Here is a 15,729-nt window from a genome sequence, read left to right as displayed (position 1 = left end):
ATGTATAAGACAGCAAAAGAAAATCTGGCGGCATTATTCCAGTTGATTGCCGGTGCCCAGGAATTATATGTCCCGGTAAAGGTGAGCGGACAGGTGAACTTCAGGGCATGGAGTGAGGACGGGGAGGTGGATTTGGATACGCTGAAAACAGTGAAATCCCCCAAAGACGCATTTTTTCCTCAGAGTGAGGACCTGTATACCTGCAAAAAAGACGGAAAAAAACTGGCCATTGAACCGGAAGCACTGAAAGAGCAGGATTTCGTGGTATTTGGAATGAAAGCCTGTGACGTGAAGGGTGTGGAGGTTTTAGATAAGGTATTTTTAGCTGACCCGGTGGACTCATTTTATGCGGCAAGACGTGAGCATGGCACCATCGTAGCTATGGCGTGTCATGAGCCGGAGGAAACCTGCTTCTGCAAGGTGTTTGGTGTGGACTGCGCGGAGCCTGTGGCGGATGTGGCTGTATGGATGGCGGGAGATGCGCTTTACTGGAAACCTTTTACAGAGAAGGGGGAAGCCCTCACGAAATCTGTGGAGAACCTTCTGACAGAGGCCGATGCTGATGCGGAAAAGAAAGTGGAGGAAGAGAAAGCTTCCATCCGCGCCATTGTGGAAAAACTCCCCTATTCCAATCTTTCCCTGGAAGGATGGAACGGGGATGCATTAAATGAAAAATTCAATTCCGAACTCTGGGAAGAACTGTACAAGCCTTGTCTGGCGTGCGGTACCTGTACCTTTGTATGTCCAACCTGCCAGTGCTATGACATCAAGGATTATGATACAGGACATGGGATCAAGAGATACCGCTGCTGGGATTCCTGCATGTACTCGGATTTCACCATGATGGCTCACGGAAACAACCGAACAAGCCAGATGCAGCGTTTCCGCCAGAGATTTATGCATAAACTGGTATATTTCCCGGCAAACAATGACGGGATGTATTCCTGTGTAGGCTGCGGCAGATGTGTGGAAAAATGCCCGGCTTCCTTAAATATTGTGAAAGTTATCAAATCCTTTCAGAAACAGGGAGGTGACAAATAATGAGCGAATGTACCTGTCATAAAAATTATACGCTGGATACCCTGATCCCTCAGGTGGGAGTCATCACAGATATCCGCCAGGAGACACCGGATGTAAAGACCTTCCGGGTGAATGCGCCGGAGGGCGGAAAGCTTTTTGAGCATATGCCCGGACAGTGTGCCATGGTGTGTGCACCGGGCATCAGTGAAGGTATGTTTTCCATTACTTCCTCACCCACAAATAAAGAATTTCAGGAATTCAGCATCAAGAAATGCGGTATCCTCACAGATTATCTTCACAGCCTCCAGGTTGGCGACGAGATTACGGTGAGAGGTCCTTACGGTAACTATTTCCCGGTAGAGACCGGGTTAAAAGGCCAGAACCTGCTGTTTATCGCAGGCGGTATCGGTCTTGCACCTCTTCGCTCTGTTATCAACTATGTGCTGGATAACAGAGAGAACTACGGAACCGTGGATATTCTCTATGGTTCCCGTTCTGCGGACGATCTGGTCCAGTTAAAAGAGATCCGGGAGGTCTGGATGAAGACAGAGGGTGTGAACGTATATCTGACCATTGACCGGGAACAGGAAGGCTGGGACGGCCATGTGGGATTTGTACCCAACTACTTAAAAGAGGTGGGATTCACCACAGACAAGACAGCCCTTGTCTGCGGACCGCCCATCATGATCAAGTTCGTGCTGGCAGCCCTCCAGGAAATGGGATTCTCTAAAGAGCAGGTCTACACAACTCTGGAACTCCGTATGAAATGCGGTGTAGGCAAATGCGGCCGCTGCAACATCGGCTCCAAATACGTGTGCAAAGACGGTCCGGTATTCCGCTGCGACGAGATTGACGAATTACCTAACGAGTATTGACAGGCAATGGGCAGTGTACCAAGAAGAACAGACAATCTGTGTTGTGCTTGCACATAAGCGGACCGGTTTGGTCTTTTTGGCATAGGGCGAACGCCCTCAACTGAGATAAAGCAAAGCGGAATCGAAGTTGACACTGCGGGGTAAAGATGAAGTTGATGAAAGGATTGGTACCTATTATGGAAAAGATGGTTAATGTATTTTTCTTCGGTAAGAAATACAGTGTGCCTGCGGATCTGACGATCATGACAGCCATGGAATATGCCGGATATACCCTGAAAAGAGGGTGCGGCTGCCGTCATGGCTTCTGCGGAGCATGTGCTACAATATACAGGATCAAAGGAAAAAATGAGCTGAAGACATGTCTTGCCTGTCAGACACAGGTGGAGGAGGGCATGTATGTGGCAAGTATTCCTTTCTTCCCTACAGACAAGAGAACTTATGATATAGAGGAAATTAAGCCGACTCAGCAGATCATGATGGAGCTGTATCCGGAAATCTACAGCTGTATCGGATGTAATGCCTGTACAAAAGCCTGTACACAGGATTTGAACGTTATGCAGTATATCGCTTATGCGCAGAGAGGAGAATTTGAGAAGTGCGCAGAGGAATCCTTTGACTGTGTAAGCTGCGGCTGCTGTTCCGTCAGATGTCCTGCCGGGATTTCTCACCCTATGGTAGGCCTTCTTGCAAGACGTCTCACAGGAAAATATATTGCACCTGAGACAAAACATCTGGAAAACCGTGTGGAGGAGATCCACCAGGGTGCTTATGATGAGCTGATTGAGCAGGTTATGCAGAAGCCGATCACGGAAATGCAGGAACTTTACAATACCAGAGAGATTGAGAAATAAGGAGGATAGCCATGTTTACACCAGAAATGCTTGCGTCCATTAAAAAGGTGGAAGCTACCAGAGACGAGCGTATGGGCATGGAACCCAGACGTATGACTGCTGATGAAAAGGATGCCCTCTTAAAGGCTTATCATCCGGACTACAAAAAGGACGGTTTTACTGAGATCAAAATCGGTCCCAACAAGGGGCAGAAAGCGCCCACCGAGCTGGGACATTTACTCCACTCCAACAGCCGTCTGTTAAAGGTGGATATAGATTTGGACAAGGTGGATTATGACGTGGACGTGCTGGTGATCGGCGGCGGCGGAGCAGGTTCTTCTGCAGCCATCGAAGCCCATGAAGCAGGCGCTGATGTTATGATCGTCACAAAACTGCGCATCGGGGATGCCAACACCATGATGGCAGAAGGGGGGATCCAGGCAGCAGATAAGGAAAATGACTCCCCGGTCCAGCACTATCTGGACGCTTTCGGCGGCGGACATTTTGCAGCCAGGCCGGAACTGCTGAAAAGGCTGGTCATGGAGGCTCCGGACGCGATCCAGTGGCTGAACAAACTGGGCGTTATGTTTGACAAGGATGCAGAGGGAAATATGGTCACCACCCACGGCGGCGGAACTTCCAGAAAGAGAATGCATGCCTGCAAGGACTACTCCGGTGCGGAGATCATGCGTACTCTGCGGGATGAGGTTTTAAACCGTCAGATCCCTGTTGTAGAGTTTACTTCCGCAGTGGAACTGATCAAGGATGACAAGGGACAGGTTGCAGGTGCTGTTCTCCAGAATATGGAGACCGATGACTACCTGGTGGCAAAAGCAAAGACAGTCATCATTGCCACAGGGGGTGCAGGACGTCTTCATTACCAGGACTTCCCAACTTCCAACCACTACGGCGCAACCGCGGACGGACTGGTTCTAGGATACCGCGCAGGCGCTCCGCTCTTATACCAGGATACTATTCAGTATCACCCGACAGGTGTTGCCTACCCGGCACAGATTTTCGGTGCCCTGGTCACAGAGAAGGTTCGTTCTCTGGGAGCTATGCTGGTAAACATTGAAGGTGAAGCTTTCATGCATCCTCTGGAGACACGTGACGTGGCAGCGGCTTGCATTATCCGTGAGTGCAGCGACAGGGGAAAAGGTGTGGCAACGCCTCTCGGCAGCGGTGTATGGCTGGATACTCCCATGATCGAAAGGATCGGCGGAGAGGGGACCATTGAAAAACGTATCCCTGCCATGCTTCGTATGTACATGAACTATGACATTGATATGAGAAAACAGCCGATTCTTGTATATCCTACACTCCATTATCAGAACGGTGGTCTGGAAATCGGCGGGGACGGCTATACAAAAGCCATTGACAATCTCCTGGTAGCAGGTGAGGCTGTTGGTGGGATCCACGGAAGAAACCGTCTTATGGGCAACTCTCTTCTGGATATCATTGTATTTGGCCGCAATGCGGGCAAGGCTGCGGCAGCCAAAGCAAAAGAGACAGAAATGGGTTCCATGACACTGGAACATATTGAACAATATGCAGAGGAACTGAAAAAAGCAGGCATAGCTTCCGATGACGTATCTCCGTTACTGCTTCCCAAGTATGCCCGTCATGAGAGATAAACAGCAGCCGTTCAAATTCCATTATCCTGCTGGATATGGAGTGTATACTCCAGAGCGGGAAATGTGGATCTGCACAGCAGCTATGGTTGATAAAGATTTGGTGTTCTGTACAGCAGTATTGCCGTACAGGATGCCTGTCTGAAGAAAGACAGGAGAGTGAACGTATATGCGAGAGATAATGGCAAGCCAGATCACAGATGTCATTGAGAACCTTTGTATCCAGGCTAATGAGCATCTGCCTGAGGATGTAAAATGTGCGATCAAAAACTGCAGAGCTTGCGAAGACTGGGAGATCGCACAGGGTGTGCTGGATAATATTATAGAAAATTTTGAAATTGCGGATGAGCAGAATGTGCCCATCTGCCAGGACACAGGTATGGCCTGTGTATTCCTGGAAATCGGACAGGACGTGCATATTACCGGCGGCAATCTGAGTGAGGCTGTGAACGAGGGCGTGCGCCGCGGATATGACAAGGGATATCTGAGAAAATCCGTAGTCAAAGACCCGGTCCGCAGAGGTAATACCGGAGACAATACTCCGGCTATGATCTATACGGAAATTGTTCCCGGAGAGCAGATCAAGATCACAGTGGGACCCAAAGGCTTTGGAAGTGAAAATATGAGTGCGATCCGCATGTTTAAGCCTTCCGCAGGACTGCAGGGGATCAAGGCGTTTATCCTGGAGACCGTTGAGACCGCAGGACCCAACCCATGTCCGCCAATGGTAGTGGGTGTGGGAATTGGAGGTACCTTTGACAAGGCAGCCCTTCTTGCAAAAAAGGCACTGATGCGTCCCATTGACTCAAGCAATGAAGACCCGTACTATGCAGAACTGGAAGTGGAAATGCTGGATAAGATCAACAAGCTTGGCATAGGACCTCAGGGATTCGGCGGAAAGACCACAGCCATCGGGCTGAACATTGAAACCATGCCCACACATATTGCAGGTATGCCCTGTGCCATCAATATCAACTGCCACGTGACCCGCCACAAAACGGAGGTGATTTAAATGGAAAAACATATTACACTGCCCCTCACGGAGGAGCTGGCAAAAACACTCCATGCAGGAGATACCGTATATGTGACCGGAACCATTTATACCTCCCGTGATGCAGGGCACAAGCGCATGTGTGAAGCGCTGGCAAAAGGGGAAGAGCTTCCCTTTGATCCCACAGATGCCACGATTTATTATGTAGGACCCACACCTGCAAAACCGGGCCAGGTCATCGGTTCCGCCGGGCCAACTACCAGCGGACGAATGGATGCCTATGCCCCGGCCATGATGTCAGTGGGAGCCAGAGGCATGATCGGAAAAGGTGCCCGCCTTCCGGAAGTCATTGATGCCATGAAAAAATACAGCGGTGTTTATTTCGGAGCCATCGGCGGAGCAGGCGCACTGCTTGCCAAATGCATCAAGAAGGCAGAGCTGATCGCATATGAAGACTTGGGCGCAGAAGCTTTGAGAAAATTATATGTGGAGGATATGCCCCTGTTCGTCATCATCGACAGCGAGGGAAAAAACCTGTACGAAGAGGGAAGAGCCGCATATTTGGCACAGCATAAAGAGTAAAAGAATCACAGGCTCCGGATTTTGAGACGGAGCCGTTAAAATATGACAGCAATGGGGATCTGATCTATTGGAATAAACAGTATGGCCGGATTCCGATGACAGACCGCTTCAGGAATTACAGAAGCGGTCTTTGATCACATATTAAAAGAGGGAATGGAGAAAAATATAATGACAAACTTATTAGAAGCACTTATGATACTCTGCTTCGGCTTATCATGGCCGATCTCAATCCACAAATCCTGGATTTCCAGAACAGCGAAAGGAAAGAGCCTGTTCTTTGAATTCTTTATCTGGATCGGTTATGTATTCGGTATTGCACGTAAAGTGATTCTGTGGATGGAAGCTGGGGCAGCAGGTACCTCACTTGACTGGCTGTTTTATTTGGGATGGTTCTTCTACATACTGAATATTGTGGAGATTTCCATTGATATGGCACTTTACTTTAGAAATGTAAGACTGGATAAGGCAGGAGAAAAAGCCTGAGATCACTATAGAAAAAGCCTCCATCAAATCTTTGAGATCGAAATGTTTCATAGACATTACCTCCATTCCTATGTAGAATGAAGGCCAACGGCACCCTGCAACACGATTGTTATGATTGCCTGACATCTTTTCGGAGAAAGCAGTTTACAGAACGGCAGCCGGTGAGCAGTGACGGCATTGATTGGCAGCCTGAGTTCTAAGATTTTATCTGGTTACATAAACTGATACAGAATGTGACCGGGGGCCGGACATGAACAGACAGAGATGGAAAAAATATGGTTTTATGGCAGAGGTTATTGTGCTGACTCTGACTGCAGTGCTTTGTTGGAAAGATGTTTCGCAAGGCGCTTTTGCCGCAGGGAGGGGTACAGAGCCGGCAGAAAAAAAGTTTATGTCAGAAAGTGCAGCGGATTCTGTGGATGGCGGAGCAAACTCTAATACGGACAGCGGAGGAAGTTCGGGCACAGGAAATGCGGAGGATTCCGGAACGGGCAGCGGAGGGAGTGCAGGCAAAGGAAGTACAGAGGATTCCGGCACAGGCAGTGCGGAGAAGGACTACATAAAGTGGGTGGACTTCCATGTGACAAGTGAGGCCATGCGGCAGGCCTGTGCCTACGATGTGGATACATATGGGCAGGAAGGCCATCTTAACTGGGTTGATCTTCTGGCTTATCTGGGAGCCAGGTACGGCGGCGATTTCAAGCAGTATAAGGCAAAGGACATGGATGAGATTGCCGAAAGGCTTCAGAAAGGGGAGACTACAGTGGAAAAACTGTCCGCTGAGGTCAAATCCTTTGACTACTACCGGGAAGCCTACGGCGCAGTTTTAGATGGGCTGGTTGGAGAGTACCAGACAGAGGCAAAAGATGAGGGGCAGGGCGCACAGGATCAGGAGAGCCAGGGAGAAGTAAGCTGGACAAAAAAGTACGGCCTGAAGGGATTCAGCCCGATAGCAAAAAGTTTTCCCTATAACGATTATGATGATTTCGGAGTGGCGAGAAGCTATGGCTACAGGCGGGAACATCTGGGACACGATATGATGGGGCAGACGGGTACTCCTATTGTGGCGGTGGAATCCGGCTATGTGTCAGCCATGGGATGGAACCAGTATGGGGGATGGCGTCTGGGGATCAGCAGTTTTGACGGCAGACGGTACTATTATTATGCGCATCTGCGTCAGAATTTTCCCTACTGCAAATCCCTGGAAGTGGGCAGTATTGTGCAGGCCGGGGATGTGATCGGATACATGGGCCGCACCGGATACAGCGCCAAAGAAAATGTGAACAACATTGATACAACCCATCTTCATTTTGGGCTGCAGCTTATCTTTGATGAATCCCAGAGGGAGGGGAATCACGAAATCTGGGTAGATGTATATGAACTGGTAAAATTTTTGTATAAGAACCAATCAGAGGTGGTAAGAGATGATGCCACAAAAGAATGGTCAAGAGCATATCAGATAAAGGACCCTGAGGCTTCAGCGTATTTGGAGTCAGCCCAGGGAAAACAGACAGCGGGCATTGATCCCTCAAACAAGTAAGATGTATTTTTCAGTCATAAAAGAAATGATTTTAGAAAAAAAGGCCGTATCAAAAGGAACAGTGACAATTTGCTGCCCTTTTGCTACGGTCTTTTGATCATGCAAGGATTCTGGCCAGAACCACAAGCACATATACGTGCAGGGGAGTTTTTTTCCATATAAAGCCCTACAATAAACAAAGTGGCAAACATGCCATTAATTACCATGGCACCGTTAGGATGAGGCAGATAAGAGTTGATCAGGTCATTGCCTACTGACATGAGAACCGAGGCAATATACAGCCGTTTGAGATAAGCTTTCCGGTCATGGATATGGGAAAATCCCTCTGCCATTGCAAACAGAAACAGTGGTGCGGAAATCCGTCCAGGCAGAGTGATGCAATTACATTCATTTATTCCTCCGTATTTAATGTATTTCAGTTACAGATTATAAGCAATGAAAGGGGAGTTATCCATCGTTTAACCTTACATTTTTCCGCCAAATATTATAAGTTTGTAATATAGTTCAAATTTACCCAAATCACTGACAAGAGAAAGAACAGATACTTTGGTACAATAAAAGGAAAACAGAAGACAGACAGCATGGCTGTCTCGGGAATTTCATGCGAAGGCGCAAAAAGCTGCCTTACAGAGTATTAGCTGTGAATGGTAGTAACAGTTCAGACAACGCATCCAGCCATTAAAAATCGCTTGGCGATGGACTGGATGCCAGCCGGCACTATCTGTACATACGGTCAGCGCAGTAAATGCGCAGACCTGTCTGAACTGTTACAAATGGGAACAAAAGGATTGACATTTGTCTGAAAAAATAGTAGACATAAGGTAACCGGCTGTAAGTATATAAAGGATGAGGATAAAATATGAGGTATACAGATTATGTTTTTCAGGTGCCGGAGGAGAAAATTGTACGGTTGATCACAGATACAGATGCAAAAAATGAAGCGGATGATGGCTTTGCCGTGGTACAGGCACTTCTCAGCCCCAAAATTGAAAATGTTGGTTTAGTGGCTGCCCATTATGGCACAGACAGAGATAGGGACAGTATGGAGAAAAGCTACAGCGAATTGAAAATTTTGGTAAGGAAGATGGGATTTGACGGGCAGGTACCCCTGTATCACGGCGCCCCCTGCGGCCTGCCCGATGCGGGGACTTTTATAGAAAGTGAAGGAGCAAGGCTGCTTGTGGAGGAGGCCATGAAGGGGGATGACAGGCCTTTATTTGCCGTTTTTTTGGGGCCGCTAACAGATATAGCCAGCGCTTATCTGATGGAACCACGTATTGCCAAAAGGCTGACTGTTATCTGGATCGGAGGAGGGCTTTATCCCGGCGGTGGTGAGGAATTCAATCTGGGCAATGACATTCATGCGGCTAATGTGGTGTTTGGATCTGATATGGAGGTGTGGCAGGTGCCTAAGAACGTCTATGAGATGATGCCGGTAACCCTGGCAGAGCTTGAACTGCGGGTAAGGCCCTGCGGGGAGATCGGTGAATATCTCTGCGACCAGCTCATGGAACATGCTATGACAGAGCAGCCCAGGAAGAGTGCGTTCAGGACAGGGGAATCCTGGGTGCTGGGAGATTCACCGGCAATAGGACTGATCCTTTATGAAGACAGATTTTCTTTTGAGTGGAAACAGGCTCCCGCAGTGGGGGCGGACATGAACTATATACATACGGGCAGATTCCGTCCTATAAGAGTTTACAATAAAATAGATTCCCGGTTGATACTGGAGGATTTCTATGCCAAGCTGGCTTTATTTGCACAAAAGCGGAGGGAAGCAGATGGAGTATGTAAAAGATGAAATGGTATTTGAACGGGAATTTCCCTATCGGATGTTTTTATCAAATTCCCGGCAGATGTATCTGCATTCTCATGACCTTTTAGAGATCAATTATGTAAAAGAGGGAAGCGGCTATTATCTGATAGAAGAGAAAGAATATGAGATACACCCGGGGGATATTTTTATAATCAATGATCAGGAACGCCATATGGCAGTGCATGACGGCAGCCTGGTGCTGGAAGTCATAGTGTTTGGCCCATCTCTTTTGTGGGAGCAGAGGAGGGGATACCAGTTTCTGGAGCCTTTTTTCAACAGAAGCACATCCTTTACCAACTGTATCAGAAAAGATACTCAGGGGTATGAGTGTCTGATGGAGGCATTTTCCCATATCCGTCTGGAGTACAGGGATAAAAAAGCAGGTTGGGAACTGTTTGTAAAATCCTGGACGCAGCTTTTTATGGCGGAGTTATACCGAATTTATCTGGAAATACAGAGTGAGGAGGAGCAGACGGCAAGCCGGCATCAGATTTTTACACGGCTTCAGCCTGTGGTGGACTATATTCACGAACATTATCTGGAGCAAATTGAACTGGATGATCTGGTGAAAGTGGCGATGATGAACAAGAGTTATCTTTGTTCCTGTTTCAAGAATGTGCTCCACATTCGGATGTTTGAATACATTGACCAGCTGCGCATAGACAGGGCCTGTATGCTGCTGTCCACTACCAGCCATACCATCACGGAGATCGCCATGATGAGTGGTTTCAATAGTGTATCATATTTTAACAGGGTATTTAAAAGGGGACGGGATATGTCTCCCGGGGAATACCGCAGAGCAGTGACCAGCAGGGAGAGCGGAAAGTGACATTCTGATAAATCCCAATATAGTTCAAAGATTGCCGGATATCAGACAAGCGTGCAGGATATGCCCATGATATGATAAATTCATAGCAATGGAGCACCTGAAGACAGAACAGGATAATAAACGGCAATTTATTAAAAATGGATAATGGGAGGAAGTTGGAATGCGGTATAAAAAAGACTGGGAAGCTACAAAACAGAGATTTGAGGATTATTGGAAAGGAGAAAATACAGGAAGGCCGCTCATGCGCGTTACAGGCGTGAAGCCCGGTTATTATCCCTTCCAGATACCGGAAGAAATCAAGTCTAAAAGTCTGGAAGAAAAATATATGGAACCGGAAAGCGTGGTAAGGCGTTATCGTTATTATTGCGAAACCCATGAGTTTCTGGGAGAGAGTTTTCCAAATTTGAACGCGGATTTTGGTCCCGGTTCTCTTGCGGCATACCTTGGAAGTGAAATCGAGTTCCAGGACAGAACAGTATGGTTTCATCCCTGCGTGGAAGAGTGGGAGGATTATCCGGAATTGAAATTTGACCCGGAGAATAAATGGTTCAAAAAACATATTTGGCTTTTTGAAGAGTGTAAAAAGTTGATCGGAGATGATTTTCCTATTGCCATTCCGGATTTAATGGAAAATGTGGATGTGCTGGCATCCCTGAGAGGTTCCATGGATCTGCTTTATGATATGATCGAGGAAGATAATGATATTGTAAAGAGAGTGCAGCAGGTAACAGACTGCTATCAGCAGTATTATGATGCATTCTATAAATATGCACAATATGAGGGTGGAAGCGCGTACACGGTATTCCAGATTTTCGGAAGCGGAAAGACCCAGAAGCTGCAGTGTGATTTTTCAGCACTTCTGTCACCGGATTATTTCCGTACCTATGTGCTGGATTCTCTGAAACAGGCGACAAAGAGCCTGGATCATGTACTGTACCACTTAGATGGTCCGGAATCTATCAAACACATGGATGCCTTGATGGAAGTAGAGGGAATTGATGCCCTTCAATGGACCAGCGGTGACCATGGACCGGACGGAACTATGGAAGAATGGGATGTGATATATGACAAGGCCAGGGCAGCAGGAAAACAACTCTGGGTAAAAGTGTACACCGGGGACCTGAAAGACTGGATCCGCAATACAGACCGCATTGTTAAAAGATACGGCTCCAAAGGTCTGTATCTGTTCTTCAACGATATGCCGCTGGAATGGGCAGAGGAACTGATGGACTATGCGGAAAAGAACTGGTGTGATGTAAAAGGAAGTTTTTAACCCCAATATTCAAATTCAAAAACCATTGTTTCTTATGGAAACAGTGGTTTTTTGAACTCTTCTGTGGTATACTGAATACACTTATGATTTATCTGTTCATAAGTTCTGCATTTCAGCCGAAAGGCTGTCAAATGGGGAATTCCCCCGTTATTTCCATATTTAAAACAAAATAAGGGTCATTTTTCAGGAAAATGAGATTTCACTATACAATGCACTGCATGAGGCCCCCTTCCGGCGGGAACAAAGATCCGGAAGATCAGAGTGGATGATGTACTCTATATGAACTTTTGCAATGATATATCTTTTGGCATTGAGGATAAGGTGATGGTGTTTGGAGAGCACCAGTCAACGATCAATGAAAACATGCCGTTGAGGGAACTACTGTATATGGGCCGCGCATTAGAACAGATCGTCCCGGTGCGTGACCGTTACAGGAAAAGGATAGTAAGGATTCCGGCTCCTGAGTTCTATACCTTATAGTGCAGCACTTGCTGCTGCATAAGTTACGGGATGCCCTTTTGGGTATACCTTTTACAATGGGAAGGAACCCTGGGCAAAGGAGAAGACACTGCACCTGTCTGATGCATATGCAAAAAAGGATGAATCCCCCATGCTGGATCTCTGTGTGAAGGTTATCAATATAAACCCGGAAGAAGGTCATGAAATCCTTGACAGGTGCGGAATACTGAGAGAGTACAGTGAATTTGTGGAAATCCTAAGGAAACATCAGCAGACTGGCAGCTCTTATGCATACAAAAATGCCATAGAGGAATGTATGAAGACGGGAATACTGGCTGATTATCTGAAAAAGAAAGGCAGTGAGGTGGTAAATATGCTGATAGCAGAGTATGATTATGATCTGGATGTGGAAGTACAGCGTGAAGAAGCCTATGCAGCGGGAAGCCAGGAAGGAAGCCAGGAAGGAAGACAGGAGGGAAGGCAAGAAGGACAGCAGGAGAAATTGAAGGAATTGATAAAAAGGAAATTGAAAAAGGGAAAATCCATAGATGTCATTGCGGAAGAGCTGGAGGAAAGCCGGGAGGTGATCGCCGGAATCATTAAAACGTTACAGGATACCTGATTTCGGAAACAAAAAAGAATACATAATTTAAAAAGGGATAGTTAGCGGCTATCCTCTGTGGCCAGCACCATAGAGGGTAGCTTTTTATATACCCGGCGTTTTATAAATTTTTCAACTTCATCTCTCTGCGGTAAGCATTGGGGGCTGCGCCGTATTTTCTTTTGAACTGGCGGTTAAAATACGTCTGGCTGGAAAAACCGGCCCGGTCCACAATTTCCTTGAGTTTCATGTCTGTATGTTCTACCAGATCTGCCGCGTATTTCAGGCGTTCTTCATTTACATAATCATTGAAATAATATCCGGTCTGCTGGCGGAAGATATTTCCAAGGTAAGAGGGATGCATGTTCAGCCTGGCAGCCAGAGTTTTCAGGGAAATATCTTTGTCTGAGAACTCATGTACCGCAGCGATCACCGCGTCCACGCATGGGTATGTGGCTGACTGGTCCCTGTGCTTTCTATCCACAATTTCGTAACAGGTACAGATAAATGTTTGCAGATATTGAAAAACACAGGATTCATCAGAAAAGTCACATACAATATTTTTTAAAAGTTCAATGATCTCCGGTTCAGGCTGCATCTCAGCGGAGGTCTGAAATACACCCCAGTTTAAGGTTCCAAGTACAAATGCCGAACGCCGTGAAAAGGGAATCGTGGAAAACAGACTCTTCAACTGTTCCATGTAGATATCCTTTGGCACAGTGTCATAATCACGCTCAATAATGCTGACAGAAACCATAGACAGATCCATATCTTTAGAGATGATACGGTGCATGGGACTGTACTGGAGAAAAAGGTATTTGGCTGCATTCCGGTAACTGATACTGACTTCCTCATAATTATCAACGGTATTCCCGGTTGAGATAAAAAACGGAAAGTCCAGAATGATCCGCGCATTGTCTGTCTGGGACAAAAGACTGTCGATGGAGTGTGGTTGATTGGGGCTGCTGACAATACAGACCAGCCGTATGGGCGTCTCAAAATAAAAATGGCTGATATAACTGCCTACGAAAAGAGAGAGAAGGTAATCAAATAGCCCGGCCATTTTTTCTTTGCCTTGCGGATAGGAGGCGGAAACAGTAAAGATAATGACCGTATAATTATCAAGGTTGAGGTTAATGCCAAGCATCTGCGCACGGGTGATAAACTCATCTTCACTTAAAATGCCTTTTACCCAGTTCTCAATAAAAAGGCTTCTGAAGGTCAGCATGGTGGAGCCGTAGGTTCCTGACAACTCAGCCCGCTCCTGGATGTGTCCTACAATATTACTGATGGATTCCCGCAGTTCGTCGGGGTCCAGAGGCTTCAGCAGATAATTTTCCGCTCCGTGGCGCATGGCGGAACGCACATACTCAAAATTATCATAGGCGGAAAGTACCAGAATAGAAATGAGAGGATTGATTTTGCGAACCTGTTCGATCAGCTCGATCCCGGTCATCTGCGGCATGGATATGTCTGTGATCAGCAGATCCGCAGAGTGGTGTTCCAGATAGGTAAGGGCATCACAGGGATTGGTAGTACAGCAGCAGAGTTCAAAGTTAAAACCCGACCAGTCAATGGCGGTTCTCATACCGTCCAGCACAAAAGATTCATCGTCTACGATCACAGCCTGATACATAGGTAGGCCCTCCTTGATTCATTATAAGTCTAATGGTATCGGATAAATTTCACAAAGTCAAGAATGCCAAAAAGAATTATATGAAATTAGTTCAAAAATGTTGAATCTCTACTATATAAAACCCATGGGGTGGACGATATACTCTTATTAAAAGAAAAGGAAACCGGAAGGAACCGGAATAAAGGAAACAGGAGGGAATGGATTATGGTGGCAAAGCGGGGAAAAGGATACGCTGCCCGGAAAACTTTGAAAAAACAGCTTTGGGAATACAGGTGGATTTATGTGCTGGGAATCCCGGGGCTGATCGTTATGTTTTTAATGTTTTATATGCCCATGCGTGGGCTTTTGATGGCATTTCAGGATTACAATCCTCACGTTGGCATTCTTGGGAGCCAGTGGGTGGGGTTGAAGCATTTTAAGACATTGTTTGCAGATCCGAAATTTTACAATATGTTAAAGAATACGCTGGTCATCAGCGGACTGAGTCTGCTGACTTTCCCGGTCCCTATCTTTCTGGCAATGATCATGAATGAGGTCAGAAATAAGACCTTTAAGAAATTTGTGCAGACCTCTGTATATCTGCCTCACTTTCTTTCCTGGGCAATTGTAGCCAGCCTTACATTTTTCCTGTTATCCACAGAACAGGGATTTTTGAATAAACTGGCAGAGATGAGAGGTAATGAGGCCACCGCATATCTGTTCAGTACCAAATGGATTTATCTGATCATTGTTGTTCAGTCTCTGTGGAAAAGCATTGGATGGAATTCCATTGTATATCTGGCCGCGATCTCGGGGATTGACCAGAGCCTGTATGAAGCAGCCAAAATGGATGGAGCCAACAAATTCCAGTGTATGATGAAGATAACACTTCCAAGTATTATGCCCACCGTTATGGTTATGCTGATTCTTCGTATGGGAACCATCATCTCTGTAGATTTTGAGCAGGTATTCCTAATGAACAACCCAATGGTCAAATCTCATCTGGAAGTATTCGAGGTATACATATTTAACAACAGTATTGCAACAGGCAGCACCCAGTATTCCTATACAACTGCCATTGGTCTCTTCAAATCTGTTGTCAATACTGCACTGGTCATATTGACAAACTGGATCACCAACCGTAAGGGTTATGAAGGGGTTATGTAATGGAGGGAAGGAAAGGA

Annotated in this window: 14 protein-coding genes and 1 pseudogene; 13 read left to right on the top strand and 2 right to left on the bottom strand. The window is 46.5% G+C overall.

What is annotated here, in order from left to right; translation table 11 throughout:
• From A4V09_RS16935 to A4V09_RS16900, 8 genes are all read left to right on the top strand, one after another.
• Complete coding sequence (locus A4V09_RS16935) at positions 1-1,041, top strand: 4Fe-4S dicluster domain-containing protein (RefSeq protein ID WP_065543380.1); 1,041 nt, start codon at positions 1-3, stop codon at positions 1,039-1,041.
• Positions 1,041-1,895, top strand: a complete 855-nt coding sequence (locus A4V09_RS16930; RefSeq protein ID WP_065543379.1) for an FAD/NAD(P)-binding protein — start codon at positions 1,041-1,043, stop codon at positions 1,893-1,895. The genes A4V09_RS16935 and A4V09_RS16930 overlap by 1 nt, the downstream gene beginning before the upstream one ends.
• A 176-nt stretch (positions 1,896-2,071) precedes the next feature.
• Positions 2,072-2,746: a 4Fe-4S dicluster domain-containing protein gene (locus tag A4V09_RS16925; RefSeq protein WP_065544839.1), complete on the top strand. Its 675-nt coding sequence runs from the start codon at positions 2,072-2,074 to the stop codon at positions 2,744-2,746.
• A gap of 11 nt (positions 2,747-2,757) precedes the next feature.
• Positions 2,758-4,359: an FAD-dependent oxidoreductase gene (locus A4V09_RS16920; protein WP_065543378.1), complete on the top strand. Its 1,602-nt coding sequence runs from the start codon at positions 2,758-2,760 to the stop codon at positions 4,357-4,359.
• Between the two features lie 166 nt (positions 4,360-4,525).
• On the top strand, positions 4,526-5,368 hold the full coding sequence (locus A4V09_RS16915) for a fumarate hydratase (protein ID WP_065543377.1): 843 nt from the start codon (positions 4,526-4,528) through the stop codon (positions 5,366-5,368).
• Positions 5,369-5,929, top strand: coding sequence for a Fe-S-containing hydro-lyase (locus A4V09_RS16910; protein WP_065543376.1), 561 nt, complete (start codon positions 5,369-5,371; stop codon positions 5,927-5,929). It abuts the gene before it with no gap.
• A gap of 168 nt (positions 5,930-6,097) precedes the next feature.
• The gene (locus A4V09_RS16905) at positions 6,098-6,412 is read left to right on the top strand and encodes a hypothetical protein (RefSeq protein ID WP_065543375.1); all 315 of its coding nucleotides are present in this window, start codon (positions 6,098-6,100) and stop codon (positions 6,410-6,412) included.
• Between the two features lie 250 nt (positions 6,413-6,662).
• Positions 6,663-7,952, top strand: a complete 1,290-nt coding sequence (locus tag A4V09_RS16900; protein WP_065543374.1) for a M23 family metallopeptidase — start codon at positions 6,663-6,665, stop codon at positions 7,950-7,952.
• Between the two features lie 83 nt (positions 7,953-8,035).
• On the opposite strand, the gene A4V09_RS26865 is transcribed toward A4V09_RS16900, so the two are convergent.
• Positions 8,036-8,329, bottom strand: a complete 294-nt coding sequence (locus A4V09_RS26865) for a TraX family protein (protein WP_288868300.1) — start codon at positions 8,327-8,329, stop codon at positions 8,036-8,038.
• 482 nt (positions 8,330-8,811) lie between these two features.
• Between A4V09_RS26865 and A4V09_RS16890 the strand changes: the two genes are divergently transcribed.
• From A4V09_RS16890 to A4V09_RS26520, 4 genes and pseudogenes are all read left to right on the top strand, one after another.
• Entirely contained in the window at positions 8,812-9,753 is a 942-nt protein-coding gene (locus tag A4V09_RS16890; protein WP_065543372.1) for a nucleoside hydrolase, read from the top strand.
• Positions 9,734-10,597, top strand: a complete 864-nt coding sequence (locus tag A4V09_RS16885) for an AraC family transcriptional regulator (RefSeq protein WP_065543371.1) — start codon at positions 9,734-9,736, stop codon at positions 10,595-10,597. Before A4V09_RS16890 ends, A4V09_RS16885 begins: the two co-directional genes overlap by 20 nt.
• A gap of 160 nt (positions 10,598-10,757) precedes the next feature.
• Positions 10,758-11,870 (top strand): uroporphyrinogen decarboxylase/cobalamine-independent methonine synthase family protein, encoded by a 1,113-nt coding sequence (locus tag A4V09_RS16880; protein WP_065543370.1) that lies wholly within the window; start codon positions 10,758-10,760, stop codon positions 11,868-11,870.
• A 184-nt stretch (positions 11,871-12,054) separates the two neighbouring features.
• Positions 12,055-12,951: pseudogene (locus A4V09_RS26520) on the top strand (RpnC/YadD family protein); the annotation flags it as partial.
• Between the two features lie 100 nt (positions 12,952-13,051).
• Here the strand turns inward: A4V09_RS26520 and A4V09_RS16870 are convergent.
• Entirely contained in the window at positions 13,052-14,566 is a 1,515-nt protein-coding gene (locus A4V09_RS16870; protein WP_065543367.1) for a response regulator, read from the bottom strand.
• Positions 14,567-14,770: 204 nt separating this feature from the next.
• On the opposite strand from A4V09_RS16870, the gene A4V09_RS16865 reads away from it, so the two are divergent.
• Positions 14,771-15,712 carry an ABC transporter permease gene (locus tag A4V09_RS16865; RefSeq protein ID WP_065543366.1) on the top strand — a complete coding sequence of 314 codons (942 nt, stop codon included), beginning with the start codon at positions 14,771-14,773 and terminating at the stop codon, positions 15,710-15,712.
• Positions 15,713-15,729 lie beyond the last annotated feature (17 nt).

The organism is Blautia pseudococcoides (assembly GCF_001689125.2).
In the GTDB taxonomy this organism is placed as follows: Bacteria; Bacillota; Clostridia; order Lachnospirales; family Lachnospiraceae; genus Blautia; species Blautia pseudococcoides.
This window is presented reverse-complemented; position numbering and strand designations above follow the sequence as displayed.

Bases quoted from the DNA above. Each gene is read 5' to 3' on its own strand.
- A4V09_RS16935 (WP_065543380.1), top strand. From the start codon at position 1: ATGTATAAGACAGCAAAAGAAAATCTGGCGGCATTATTCCAGTTGATT.
- A4V09_RS16930 (WP_065543379.1), top strand. From the start codon at position 1,041: ATGAGCGAATGTACCTGTCATAAAAATTATACGCTGGATACCCTGATC.
- A4V09_RS16925 (WP_065544839.1), top strand. From the start codon at position 2,072: ATGGAAAAGATGGTTAATGTATTTTTCTTCGGTAAGAAATACAGTGTG.
- A4V09_RS16920 (WP_065543378.1), top strand. From the start codon at position 2,758: ATGTTTACACCAGAAATGCTTGCGTCCATTAAAAAGGTGGAAGCTACC.
- A4V09_RS16915 (WP_065543377.1), top strand. From the start codon at position 4,526: ATGCGAGAGATAATGGCAAGCCAGATCACAGATGTCATTGAGAACCTT.
- A4V09_RS16910 (WP_065543376.1), top strand. From the start codon at position 5,369: ATGGAAAAACATATTACACTGCCCCTCACGGAGGAGCTGGCAAAAACA.
- A4V09_RS16905 (WP_065543375.1), top strand. From the start codon at position 6,098: ATGACAAACTTATTAGAAGCACTTATGATACTCTGCTTCGGCTTATCA.
- A4V09_RS16900 (WP_065543374.1), top strand. From the start codon at position 6,663: ATGAACAGACAGAGATGGAAAAAATATGGTTTTATGGCAGAGGTTATT.
- A4V09_RS16890 (WP_065543372.1), top strand. From the start codon at position 8,812: ATGAGGTATACAGATTATGTTTTTCAGGTGCCGGAGGAGAAAATTGTA.
- A4V09_RS16885 (WP_065543371.1), top strand. From the start codon at position 9,734: ATGGAGTATGTAAAAGATGAAATGGTATTTGAACGGGAATTTCCCTAT.
- A4V09_RS16880 (WP_065543370.1), top strand. From the start codon at position 10,758: ATGCGGTATAAAAAAGACTGGGAAGCTACAAAACAGAGATTTGAGGAT.
- A4V09_RS16870 (WP_065543367.1), bottom strand. From the start codon at position 14,566: ATGTATCAGGCTGTGATCGTAGACGATGAATCTTTTGTGCTGGACGGT.
- A4V09_RS16865 (WP_065543366.1), top strand. From the start codon at position 14,771: ATGGTGGCAAAGCGGGGAAAAGGATACGCTGCCCGGAAAACTTTGAAA.